At 39.9% G+C, this 12,794-nt stretch carries 11 protein-coding genes; 8 read left to right on the top strand and 3 right to left on the bottom strand.

Features of this window, described 5'->3' with window-relative positions; genetic code table 11:
* Window positions 1-374: 374 nt before the first annotated feature.
* The 5 genes from RMX98_RS20810 (at window position 375) to pip (ending at window position 6,242) form a co-directional block, all read left to right on the top strand.
* A complete protein-coding gene (locus RMX98_RS20810) occupies window positions 375-737 on the top strand; it encodes a hypothetical protein (protein WP_409881108.1) in 363 nt (120 codons plus the stop codon).
* 104 nt (window positions 738-841) lie between these two features.
* The gene (locus RMX98_RS20815; protein WP_409881657.1) at window positions 842-3,214 is read left to right on the top strand and encodes a CHAT domain-containing protein; all 2,373 of its coding nucleotides are present in this window, start codon (window positions 842-844) and stop codon (window positions 3,212-3,214) included.
* Window positions 3,215-3,506: 292 nt separating this feature from the next.
* Complete coding sequence (locus tag RMX98_RS20820; RefSeq protein WP_322681793.1) at window positions 3,507-3,893, top strand: hypothetical protein; 387 nt, start codon at window positions 3,507-3,509, stop codon at window positions 3,891-3,893.
* Window positions 3,893-5,173 (top strand): hypothetical protein, encoded by a 1,281-nt coding sequence (locus RMX98_RS20825; protein WP_322681792.1) that lies wholly within the window; start codon window positions 3,893-3,895, stop codon window positions 5,171-5,173. The genes RMX98_RS20820 and RMX98_RS20825 overlap by 1 nt, the downstream gene beginning before the upstream one ends.
* A gap of 130 nt (window positions 5,174-5,303) precedes the next feature.
* Window positions 5,304-6,242, top strand: a complete 939-nt coding sequence (gene pip / locus RMX98_RS20830) for a prolyl aminopeptidase (protein WP_322681796.1) — start codon at window positions 5,304-5,306, stop codon at window positions 6,240-6,242.
* Between the two features lie 202 nt (window positions 6,243-6,444).
* Here the strand turns inward: pip and RMX98_RS20835 are convergent, their stop codons facing one another.
* On the bottom strand, window positions 6,445-7,461 hold the full coding sequence (locus tag RMX98_RS20835) for an SMP-30/gluconolactonase/LRE family protein (protein WP_409881660.1): 1,017 nt from the start codon (window positions 7,459-7,461) through the stop codon (window positions 6,445-6,447).
* A gap of 309 nt (window positions 7,462-7,770) precedes the next feature.
* Here RMX98_RS20835 and RMX98_RS20840 point away from each other — a divergent pair, with 309 nt between their 5' ends.
* The 3 genes from RMX98_RS20840 to RMX98_RS20850 all read left to right on the top strand — a co-directional run bounded on the left by RMX98_RS20840 (window position 7,771) and on the right by RMX98_RS20850 (window position 10,254).
* The gene (locus RMX98_RS20840; RefSeq protein ID WP_322681790.1) at window positions 7,771-8,586 is read left to right on the top strand and encodes a class I SAM-dependent methyltransferase; all 816 of its coding nucleotides are present in this window, start codon (window positions 7,771-7,773) and stop codon (window positions 8,584-8,586) included.
* A gap of 133 nt (window positions 8,587-8,719) precedes the next feature.
* Window positions 8,720-9,361: a DUF4232 domain-containing protein gene (locus tag RMX98_RS20845; RefSeq protein ID WP_322681789.1), complete on the top strand. Its 642-nt coding sequence runs from the start codon at window positions 8,720-8,722 to the stop codon at window positions 9,359-9,361.
* A 101-nt stretch (window positions 9,362-9,462) separates the two neighbouring features.
* Complete coding sequence (locus RMX98_RS20850) at window positions 9,463-10,254, top strand: GH25 family lysozyme (RefSeq protein ID WP_322681788.1); 792 nt, start codon at window positions 9,463-9,465, stop codon at window positions 10,252-10,254.
* A 114-nt stretch (window positions 10,255-10,368) separates the two neighbouring features.
* On the opposite strand, the gene RMX98_RS20855 is transcribed toward RMX98_RS20850, so the two are convergent.
* On the bottom strand, window positions 10,369-10,806 hold the full coding sequence (locus tag RMX98_RS20855) for an NUDIX hydrolase (protein WP_322681787.1): 438 nt from the start codon (window positions 10,804-10,806) through the stop codon (window positions 10,369-10,371).
* 804 nt (window positions 10,807-11,610) lie between these two features.
* Window positions 11,611-12,696 carry a 2-aminoethylphosphonate aminotransferase gene (locus RMX98_RS20860; protein ID WP_322681786.1) on the bottom strand — a complete coding sequence of 362 codons (1,086 nt, stop codon included), beginning with the start codon at window positions 12,694-12,696 and terminating at the stop codon, window positions 11,611-11,613.
* Window positions 12,697-12,794 lie beyond the last annotated feature (98 nt).

Here is a 12,794-nt window from a genome sequence, read left to right on the forward strand (position 1 = left end):
ATTTTTTATTTGTAATCATATATTAATTATTTTTACTATTATATTTATTTTTTCTACTCTTATATTTATTTTGTCTAGTCTTATATTGAATTCGGGTAGTCGTTTATTGAATTCGGGTAGTCGTTTATTGAATTCGGGTAGTCGTTTATTGAATTCGGGTAGTCGTTTATTGAATTTGGGTAGTCGTTTATTGAATTTGGATAACCTACAAGAATTTACGTAAAACGATTTAAAATATTTGTAGTATAAAAATTAAACCATACTGAATAATGCGGGTGTCAAGTAACCCTAATTCTGTTTATCCTAGTGCTGTACAGTCCAGGCTAGAAGCCAGTTTTTATCCTGGTGCATTATTAATAACAGAAAGGTGATTTATGTCACGTCTAAAACGCGGGTCTAAAGTAATTGATAGAGCGCAGCGTCGGATTGCGGCTTTGAAATCGATCAGTCCCACCTTAGACTTAGGGAATGGGGTAACAATTGACGCCTTTGCAACCCTCATTAAAACAACGCAAGACAAGTTGGAAGCTTATAACTCAAGCCTCTCCACCGTGGATATGACTCAGGAAGCCTTAGAAGTTACCGAAAAGTCGCTGATGCAACTAACAGAACACATGTTACTGAGTGTAGCTGCAAAGTATGGCAAAAATAGCGATGAGTACAAAATGGCAGGAGGCGTTCGTAAAAGCGATCGCAAGCGTCCGGTGCGAAAGCCTAAGCAAGAAGCTATTGCTTGATAAACAGGACTTACGCGGTGATACTGCGTGAGTCCTGGTATAAAAAGCCTATAATCAGCCAATAAGTTATAATATGAATCAAATTTATTGGAATTTGGGCAATAATGTCGAATCCAACTATAGCAAGTTTACTAGAGCAAGGACACAAACAACTCGATCGGAAAAAGTACCAAGCAGCTTTACAGATTTTTCAGCAAGCTGCTGTACTGGAACCGCAAAACCCCAAAGTAAGTTATGGGTTGGGTCTAACTTGTTATCGTCTGGAACAGTACCACAAGTCTATTGAATACCTGAATCAAGCACTGAGAATTGATCCCAATAACTATGAGGCTTGGAACGACCGGGGGAGGGCGCTGTGGCATTTAGAACGCTACGAAGAAGCTGTTGCATCTTACGACCAAGCACTTAAAATTAAACCAGACGACGATGAGGCTTGGTACTACCGGGGGAGGGCGCTGCGGTATTGGGGACGCTACGAAGAAGCGGTTGTATCCTACGACAAAGCCATCGAACTCGAACCAGATAAGCATGAAGCTTTGGTTAACAAAGCAAATGTATTCGTTAAGTTAAAGCGAGATAAAGAAGCCATTGTTGAATCTTATAATCGCGCTCTTAACTGTATAGATCCTCAGTGGTGGAAAGCTTGGAATAATAATCAGGGATTAGCAAACATATATGCTCTAAATGAGGAAGATGAGGAAGATGAGGAAGATGAGGAAACTGCTGTAAAAATTTCGGTACAGATACCAACACCTAACGATCGACAAACTAATATCGAACCGCGTCTTGGAAAATCAAAAAAGTTGCAAAATTACATGATGCAACTACCAAGTTTTTTCTCAGATTTATCTGAAGCAAAAGAAAGCTATGAAGAAGCCCTTGAGTTTCTGACGTTTGATGACTATCCAGAGCTACACTTACAATTCTTACAAGAATTGCTGAAAGTATATTCATGGGATAACCCTGAAGAATTCCAGAAAAATTTGGAGAAAGGAACTCAGCAGTTAGAAGAATTGCTGAGAGAACCTAAATCAAAGCAAGAGGAAATAACTCAATACAGCAAATTTGCGGCTTTTAATCAAATGCGGGTAGATATCCTTGCACAGTCAAAAGTTCCAGAGAAACACATCGAAGCTTTAGAAACAGCAGAGACACGAAAAAATACTTGCCTTGCTTGGCTGAAGGAAGGTTCAATTCATCAACTGTCTACCGAGTTTGACTTTAAACAGACAGAAAAACTACTTAATCCCAAAACTGCGGCAATTTACTGGCATCTCAGCCCTGTTGCTATCACTACTTTCATTATCAAACATAATGAACCCCTAAAAATCCTGCAACCACAATTACCAAGCGAATCACAACAGGGAGGCTATAGCCCTTATTTTTATCAGCTTCAGCGTTTTGAAAGCTGGATGCAGCAATGGAAAAAGTCTTATCAGGATTACTGTAATGTTTTTCATACAGAAAAAGAAACGACTTCTTGGCGGAAAAATATGAAATCTACGTTAGAAACTCTTGGTGAAATTCTAGAAATTAAGCGCATTGTTGAAGAAAATCTCCAAGATGTTGATAACTTGATTCTCATTCCCCACCGGGAATTACACCTATTACCCCTAGATTACCTATTTAACGAGAAAGATTTTATCATTACTTACTTACCAAGTTTTGAGATTGGCTTGCAGTTGTTGGAATTGACATCAAACAGCGAAAATACCCATAGCCAAAAACTTCTGAATATAGAAATGCCTTTAAATAACCTTTCTAATAACTTGCGCTTTGCAGAAATTCAATCTGCTGCAATTTACCATTTATATCCTGAGTATGGTAAATTGCAAGATCGGCTTCAAACAAAAGCTAACTTAATCAAAGCTTTAGGAAAGTATGAAGGTTACTTTCACTTTACAGGACATGGATATCACATGTTAGAAAAGCCGAGAGAATCAGCTTTGATGTTAACAGACACAGAGAAATTGACTTTGGGTGATATTTTTGAGTGTCAAAATTTAAACTTAGGAAACTATCAACTCATTTGTCTTTCTGCTTGCGAAACTGGGGTCACTAGCCAGAACTTTAGCAAAGAGAGGATAATCGATGAATATGTTGGTTTAGTAAGTGGGTTTCTTGCGAAGGGAGCAAACTACGTTGTTAGTACTCTGTGGAGAGTCGATGAACGTTGCACTTCTTTACTCATAATTAAATTTTACGAATTACTCAAGCAAAGACAAACCCCTACCATAGCCCTAAGACAAGCAAAGGCTTGGCTACGTGATTTAACCTATGAAAATTTAGCCAACTGGTATAAAGAGTTAGCAGAGAAATTGAAAAAAGACCATTCGACAGAGTTTCTGAAAACAGAAGAGGACATTATCAGAAAAGACATAAACGAAAAGAAGAAGAAATCTACCGAACTTCCCTATGCCGATCCTTATTATTCGGCTGGCTTTATTTTAACTGGTAAACCAAGTACAACAAGGTAAAATGAGCCACTTCATTGGAAAGCCAGCGCTTTTTACTTATTTTAGGTGTTATATCATGTCCGCATAATTAGTTATGATTTCCAGAGTCATCGCACCCCACCCCTAACCTCCCTGTGTATACACAAGTCGTATTACCCCCCTTAATCCCCCCTTATAAAGGGGAGAAACAGAAAAAATGTTCTTCCCTCCCCTTTATAAGCGATGCCCTGAGCTTGTCGAAGGGGGCTGGGGTAAAACCAAGATATATCAACTGTGATATTAGCTTTATTTCCTTTACCCTCTATTCCATCCTATGCTTAAGCCACTACAAACAGTCACCCTCCAAGCCTTTTTAACAGCTTTGGTAGAATTAGATTCTTCCTTACCAACAGCTTTACAGCAGGAAATCAATCAAGTTGGTGAAATGCTTGCAAACACACAAAAGGATGATGCTCTTAACCGCTTGATAGAATTGGCAGAAAACAACTGTCTTAAGGAGTCTTACCGTAATGCGCGAATGGAGATTCAGAAGAAATCTAACTCTCAAGAACTCAACAAATTCGATGAACCCAGTCAGCAAAATCAACCCCCAATACCCGAATACCATCTTCCCAATATTGCGATCGCAATATTGAAAGCTTCTGATTCCAGCGCTGAAGCTAAGAAGCACAAATCAGAAATTATCCCCAAAAATTCTTAATGTCTAAAATAGAGTATCCCACCCTAGACTTATTCATTTATAATCTTGCAGATGATTCAAGCAATACGCAAGATTATTGGTCAAACCTTGCAGAACAACTTAAACAACTTGAACCAAAGAAATTCCCAACTGAACCCAACAAAGACGATAGACAACGCCTTGATTTCAAGGACAAAAATCCTACTACTTTTGATGGTTCTTACAGTCTAGCGAATTTTGATGATACTAACTGCCTACGTTATAGCTGCTCTTTCGATCGGCAAGTTGAATTATCTAATATTGAGCGTATTTTAACTAAAATCAAAGATTTAAACCGTCTACCAGAAATTGGCAATTTAGCACCTGGAAAACTTTCAGAAAATGGCTACTTAGGGCAAACTTGGATGATATCAGGCTGGACAGTCCCAGCTAATAACCTAATTCCTGAAGCAAACGCTCATCAAGCTTACAAAGCCATAATTCCACAAGGACATCAACATCAAAATTTAGGAGAATTTTTAGGCGCTACAGTCTATGAAATGTGGCGTGGTAAAGAGCGTTGGGACGAAATTGAAAAAGACAGTCATGTAATAGTAGTTTTCTATCCTGATGAAGCTACATTTCAAGAAGCTTGTAAATTTTATAATTCATGGAAATACTTATTTTACTGTAGACATAAAATCCTTTGGGCTTATGAACAGGGACGAGAACTAAAATTAAGGCTGTTGGAGAAATATAAGCATAGTTTAATAGACCAGGATAGTTTAGAAAGTTTATCAAACAAAGGATTGCAAGAGCTAAAAAGCGAATTGCAAAAAAACATTAATACTATATTTAATTACGTCCGAGATATAAACCTCCTGCAAACTCAACAGCACACAGTTGAAGTTAATGAGCGTAACTACGAAAACAGCCGTCAAAAAAAATTTTCAAACATTAAATTTTTGGAAGACTTTAGCAAGATAGTCAAAGACAAATATCAGGTACAATTAGAAAAAGACTATCTCGGTCTAAATCCAGGATTAGCAATATTAGAAAACTTGACCGCTACAATTCGTGGCATGGTGGAGATAGAGCAAGCACAGCGCGATCGCAACTTCAACACTAATATTGCGATTGTAGGTATTGGACTAGCAACAAGCCAGATTGCATCCTCTGTCATTCTCGCTCAACAACCTCCACCTAAAGATATTCTTTTCTACCAAACACAAGCTTTTTGGTACAGTATTGGCACAGGTGCGATCGCCAGCCTTGTTTTCTGGATTATTCTAACCAAAATCCTGCCCCGGCTTCGTCGTTAAATTCAGCCGTGTAAAACTAGGAATTTTTAGAAGATAATCTTCCTTGTGTAATGCGTGCGATCGCGCCAACGATCTAACAACTCAGGACTGGCGCGATCGCCATGACAACATTACTGATAAAATATGCAAAATGCGAGAACTTTACCCAGCGATCGAGCCTTACTTAGAAGGTAGTTTACAGGTTTCCGACCTTCATACCATTCATTTTGAAGAGTCAGGAAATCCGCAAGGTCAACCCATCGTTTTGCTGCATGGCGGCCCTGGCGGTGGATGTCCAGCTTTTTATCGGCAATATTTCCACCCAGAAAAATGGCGGTTAGTGATGTTTGACCAGCGCGGTTGTGGTCAAAGTACGCCCCATGCAGAATTACGAGAAAACACCACTTGGGATTTAGTTAGTGATATCGAAAAACTGCGCCAACATTTAGGTATAGAAAAGTGGGCGGTTTTCGGTGGTAGTTGGGGTAGTACTTTATCATTAGCTTACAGTCAAACCCATCCCTCTCGCTGCACAGGATTAATTCTGCGTGGCATCTTCATGCTGAGACAAAAAGAGTTGCGCTGGTTCTACCAAGAGGGTGCTAGCTATATTTTTCCTGATGCTTGGGAAGAATATCTCAAGCCGATTCCCGTAGATGAACGTGATGATCTAATCGCAGCATATTACAAACGCTTGACCAATCCAGATTTAGAAATTCAATTAACAGCAGCGCGTGCTTGGTCAATTTGGGAAGCTAGTACTAGTAGACTTTTCTTCGATCCTGAACTCATGCAAAAGTTTGGTGAGAGTGAATTTGCTTCCGCTTTCGCACGTATTGAATGCCATTACTTTATGAATAAGGGATTTTTGGAAACAGAAGATCAATTACTCTTAAATGTAGACCGCATCCGCCATATTCCGGCTGTAATTGTTCAGGGACGCTATGATGTAGTTTGTCCAATGATATCAGCTTGGGAATTACACCGAGCTTGGCCAGAAGCGGAATTTATAGTGGTTCCTGATGCCGGACACTCGATGAGTGAACCAGGAATTTGCAGTGCTTTGATTGAAGCAACAGATAATATTTAATTTGTATCAGAGAATTCAAAAAAATGAAATTACCAAAAAATAGTAAAAATAATTATTATTTGGAGGGTAAGTACAGCCATTAACTGCTACTTTCTCTTCAAATTGTAGTAGATTCAATTTATATTTAAATTTTTGGGTATTTGGAATCAAAATGCTCAAATCGCCTGGGGTTTCTACTCAAGCTTTAGTAATTGCTGGATTTTTATGATCTGGCTTTCTGCTTACGGCTAAGTACCTTGCTTGTTCCTAGCACAGTACCAAGTGCCAACACAGCTAGCCCCATTCTAGATTCAGGAATAACAGTGCTGTCTTCAGTGAAAGCCAAAAAGCCAGCCCCATTTAACCCACCCCGACCGGCAGGGATAAAGGTGTCAATAAAAGCTCCTGTCTTACCGTCGTAACGCAATATATTGTTACTATTTAAACCACTAACGTAGAGGTTACCGTCGGTACCAAAGATTGGCTTTACAGGGCCGTTAAGTCCGCCACTGCCAGATGGGACAAAAGTATCGATAAAAGCTCCTGTCTTACCGTTATAGCGCAAGATATTATTAGTCCGAAAATTAGCGATGTAGAGATTGCCGTCTGGCCCAAAGCTCAAGCCATCAGGTTCCGACCCTTTTTCCTCTGTAGCAAAAGTATCGATAAAAGCTCCTGTTTGCCCGTTGTACCTTAAAACACTATCAGTCAGACTACTACTGACGTAAAGGTTCCCGTCTGAACCAAAGCTCAAACCAAAAGGTGCAGTGAGTCCGCCGCTACCTGAAGGGACAAAGGCATTGATAAATGCTCCTGTTTGCCCATCGTAGCGTAGAACATTATTACTAGTGCGGCTGTTAATACTGGTAACGTAGAGGTTGTTGTCAGGTCCAAAAACTAAGTCTTCAGGTGAATCTAGTCCGCCACTACCTGAAGGAACGAAGGTACTAATGAAATTCCCTGTTTTTCCGTCGTAACGTTGGATGCTACCGCTCAAAATACTACTAACATAGAGATTTTTATCGGGTCCAATAGTTAAACCAGTTGATCCCTTTAGTCCGCCACTACCTGAAGGAACGAAGTCATCAATGAATTCTCCTGTTTTTTCGTCGTAGCGCAGAACGGAGTTATTATAATAACTCCCGACTAAAAGCGCTGCATTAGCTCTTGGCGCTATCCATCCTAGTAAGGCAAAACCGACCAGTGGAAGACTGATCTGACAAAAATTGAAAAATCTCATAATTTTTTAGCTCAAACAATCATACTTACTAAGTACAGTTAATCATATATTCGTAGAATTTCTGTTACTAACTCAAGTTGCTAGTTATGTAAATAGGCGATCTGAATAAATACTTAGCTTCGGGGGCGGTGATGTAAAATCAAACCCACGACAAGGCAATCTTTAGCAGGATGCAAGGGAATTTTGGAGTGCCTACTTTGTTTGATGGTAATCTTGCAAACAGTATCGCGACAATCGATATTAAATTGGTCTTTGATCCAGAAAACTAAATAAAATCAAGTTAAACTCAAAAGCTAATAAAACTAGTTTATGCAAGACTCTAAACAAGAAATAAATGCCAGAGCTTCTATAAATTTAGAACAGCGAAGAAATTGGTATTCTCCCGTAGCTGATATTTATTACAACGCTAGACCACAATATCCAAAGCAACTGATTGAGCGGTCTGTCGTTTTAGCTCAACTTGACTCAGATGCATCGATTCTTGAAGTCGGTTGTGGTCCAGGAAATGCGACGGTAGATTTTGCTCAATTTGGTTTTTCAATGACGTGTATTGAGCCAAACCAAGATTTTTGTCGTTTGGCACAACGCAACTGTGCAACCTATCCAAACGTTGCAATCCACAACACCTCATTTGAGGAGTGGGAACTAAAAGCAAAACAGTTCAATGCCGTTTTATCAGCTAATGCCTTTCACTGGATACCGTCAGAAATTCGCTATGCCAAGGCAGCAACGGCATTACGCGACAACGGCTTTCTCATCTTACTATGGAATCTCAGACCTGAACTGAAATATGAAGTTTACCAAGCGATTGAGGAAGTGTATCAAGTTTATGCTCCCTCACTTGTCCGCTATGAAGGTGCAGAAACTCAAGCGGAAATTTTGAGAGGGTTTGAACAAGACATTCTAGACTCTGGTTATTTTAAGAAATTAGTGACTGAGCAAATCGCGTGTGAGGTGACGTACAGCATCGATGACTTCTTTAAGCTATTAAGTACCATGAGCAGACTGGAGCCAAAGGCGAAGGAGTTGCTATTTGCACAATTGCGGGAAAAGCTGAGGAACTTTGGAGATAGTGTAAACCTCTCATTTCTTTCTGCTGTTCACGTTGCCCAAAAAGATGGATAAGCTATTGAATTCGTTATGTAATGATGCAGCAGAACAAGTCATTGGAGCGAACGTGCATAACCCTTGTAAATTTGGAAACTTATACTGTATATGAAGCATCAGTGTAAGTAGTTCACTACAAAAAAAAGAAGATATGCGAATTCTAATTGTGGAAAGCAGTCTGTTGTTGCTCCTAACTGCAATGACAACTGGCTGTGTTGGTTCTTCCTCTGTTACAAAACAGCCGCAAGTTTTGCCAGCAAGCACTGAACAGCCGACGAAAGAAGCTGTGTTGAACTCAACACCTACACCGACTGCAAAACCTATAGAGCATTCTACCCCTGAAGCCACTACTGCCACAAATCCGACGCGCTGTGAAACTAGTCAATTGTCAGTGCGCCGAGTCTCCGAGGATGCTGGCGTTGGGAATGTTGCACTCACTTATGCCTTCACCAATAACGGCTCATCGTCTTGCACCCTCAAGGGTTATCCGGGATTGGCACTACTGGATGCAAAAGATCAACCTTTGCAGGGGATTAAAGTTATTCGCTCCAAGGATACTTACTTTTCGAGTAAGCAACCTCGACAACAAGTAACTCTAGCTCCAGGAACACAAGCCTCATTTCAGATAGCATATAACCATATCAGTTCCCCAGAGGAAAAGTGCCCAATGTCTAGTAAAATTGAAATCACGCCTCCTAATACTTACCAGCACTTTACCCTTACAGAACAAATCAAGCCTTGTACAGGCAAAGTCAGAGTAACTCCAGTGCGAGCCATTAAGACTCAACCCTAGTAAATTTTTTTAATTTACTTCAAATACCCAGAAAAAGCATAAATTTAATCAAAGCCTCTGATAAGTTCAGTATTGTACTAATCAAAAAGGTTAAAAATTTTATGGAAGGAATTGATGTCGCCGATCAAGACGGCAGAGTAGATTGGACGGCAGTAAAAAACTCTGGTAAAACCTTTGCGTTTGTCAAAGCTACAGAAGGAGTTAGCATCAAAGATTCTGCCTTTGCTCATCACTGGCAAACCATGAAAGCTGTTGGCATTATTCGTGGTGCTTATCATTTCTTTCACCCTCATACATCTGACCCAGTTCAGCAAGCAAAGGAATTCTTAAAAACGCTGGGAAAATTAGAACCAGGAGACTTACCACCAGTCTTGGATGTAGAGATAACTGATAAAGTAAGTAGCCAAGCAGTAATTAATGCAGCGAAGCAGTGGTTAGCAGAGGTGGAAAAAGCCCTTTTGCAACAAACAAAAAAACCAATTAAACCAATAATTTACACCTTCCCTAGTTTCTGGACAGAAATTGGTAATCCATCGGATTTTGCTAGTTATCCGTTATGGATTGCCCACTACGGAACCAAAAACCCAAGTATTCCTGGCGCTTGGCAGGGGCAATACTTAATTCATCAATATGAAGGTGATATATCTGGTGTAACTGGTGTTAGTGGTCGAGCCGATTTGAATAGATTCAATGGATTACAGGTAGGGGATTCTGGGCTAAGAGTAAAACAATTACAACAGCAATTAAAAGATATTGGATTATATACTGATGCCATTGATGGGCGTTTTTCTGAGTCAGTTAAGAATGCAATTGTTAGTTTCCAAACATCTAAGAAATTGCAAGCTGATGGAATTGTCGGTATAAAAACTTGGGTAGCTTTACTATGGATTTAAGTAACTGAGCGTGAATTAAGTAAAGGTTTGGAGTAAGGGTTGGAGCCTTTTACTACAAACCTTTAATTAATTTTATATTGGGTAACATAATTTGATTTATTCTGCCCCACTTACTTAACATCGAAATGCACAAAAGTGAGATTTGACCTGGAAAAAACCTTTAAGGATTCGTTTGAGTGAATTAAACTTAACCCGCCTGATAGCTTTATTTACTTCTACCCACTGCCGTTTCCTTTTACTTGCCTCTGGATAATCTTCACTCAGCATTTCTACTGGTAATAAATACATCTTGACACGATAAACTTTGCCTTGTTTGCGGTATTTGTAAGTGCCCAATTCATTGGCATCCACTTGCCCAATCACTCCTGCTTCTTCCCAAGCCTCTTTGGCTGCCGAAGCAGGCGGACTCATGCCATTGGGAATATCTCCTTTCGGAATTACCCAGTGTTGAAAATCACGAGTTGTGATTAACAATATCTCAATTTTACCATTGTTCACTCTGTAAGGAATTACCCCAGACTGTTTAAACACTTTGCTGGCTTTTCGACTCATGCAATTTACATCCTGTACGGTCTAGCTTTTTTGTACAATGTTTACTTCAAAAAGTCGAGAGCTGATACCGGATAAATTTGGGTTAATGCTAGGTTATGAAAACGTTAAAAATGCTTTTTTACCTATAATGATTAATTATTCAAGTTTTTAATTGTTCAAATATGGGCGCACACTTGTGTGCCCCTACTATATAAAATATTTAAATAAAATATCTAAAAATCCGTAGGGTATGAAAATCGCTAGGTTTGTAACCTTACAAATATAAAATTAACTGGTGTAAAATGTGTATTCCTGATGGCTGATTTATGACATCACATATTCGGTGTGAATGCTAAAATATATGGTAATCTTATTTGATTGATCACAAGATTCAAATCCCCGACTTTTTTAAGAAGTCGAGGATATCGTTATTCACGAATGATTTAGAATTGCTAGATACTACCAATATAACTAATATCATATCTGCATATTTAAACCTCGTCTAACTTGAAAACCGTAGTTTTGTAGGTTGGGTGAAGCGATAGCGTAACCCAACATAAAATTTGGTAGTAATGTTGGGTTGCGTTTCACTCCACCCAACCTACAAAATTATATTTTTTAAAAAACTCTAGGTTTCAACATAGATGAGGTTTAGTTATAATTCCCATAGTCATTGCACCCCACACGCTAGGTGCTACCCTGCGGGAACGCTAAGAGCGAACAAGTCGGCAGAACCGTCCAACGCACTGGCTCCCCCTAATCCCCTCCCCGCTCTTCGCTATCCATTAGTGACATCTTTCTATTCTGATTCCTGACTCCTGAATTCTATTTTGATATTTGTTTAACGACACCAACAAAGCGTTCCATATCAGCGTGGGTAATGGCTCCCATTGTCGATACTCTGAAGATTGATTGAGCTAAATTTCCCTGTCCAGAATAAATTATATAATCTCGTGCTTTCAGTTGGTCGTGAAATTCCTCATAGCTCAAACCATCTGGCAAGTAGTAGGCATTCAAGACAACGGATGAACTACCAAGAGGAAGTAGGGGTTTAATTCCGATTGAGGCTAACCCGTCTCTGACTAAGCTGGCAAGTTGGTTATAACGGCTGTGTCTGGTACGCCAACCCCCTGCTTCTGCCATTTCCTCCAAAGCTTCTGTTAAGGCATAAAATGTCTGTACTGATTGCGTAAAAGGTGTGCTGCCTCGGTCTTGCTGCTGGCAATAGGTTCCTAAATCTAGATATAAGGTGCGGGGGATTGTGTCTACTGAGGGCAGTGCATCTCGTCGCAGGATGACAAAAGATGTTCCGGGGACACCATGCAGACATTTATTAGCTGTTGCAGCGCAAGCGGTGATTCCCCAATCTGCAAAATTTAGTTCTTCAGCACCAAAACTGCTGACTGCATCTACTAATAGTTTGATGCCGCGTTCCTGACAAATTGGGGCAAGTTCCGCTAAATTATTTAGGCGACCGGTAGTAGTTTCATGATGGACGACAGCGAGATGGGTGATGTCGGCGTTTTCATCCAAGAGTTTGATTAAAGCGTGAATATCTATTTTGGCATCCCAAGGATGGGAAAGTGTGATGTAATCAATGCCGTGGATTTTGGCAATTTTGGATAGTCGTTCGCCATATACACCGTTTTCTATTACCAGCAATTTACCGTCTGTGGGTACTAAACTGCTGATCATCGCTTCCATCGCGGCGGTTCCAGAACCAGTTAGGAGAACTGCTGCCCAGCCGCTTCCAAGATCATAAACTTGAAGTAGCTGTTCGCGGATTCTGCTTTGAAGTTGGGAAAATTCCACTTCACGATGACACAAATCGGGACGCAACAGGGCATTTCTGACGCGATCGCTCAAATTGACGGGGCCGGGATTTAGTAAAATCATTTTGTCATTTGTCATTGGGCATTAATAAATTAAGAATTTGTACTTGGAATTTATTAATTACGAATTACGAACTTGTACTGAGTTTCGACACTTCGACTACGCTCAGTGCATCG

Source organism: Nostoc sp. DedQUE02 (genome assembly GCF_034531035.1).
Lineage (GTDB): Bacteria > Cyanobacteriota > Cyanobacteriia > Cyanobacteriales > Nostocaceae > Nostoc.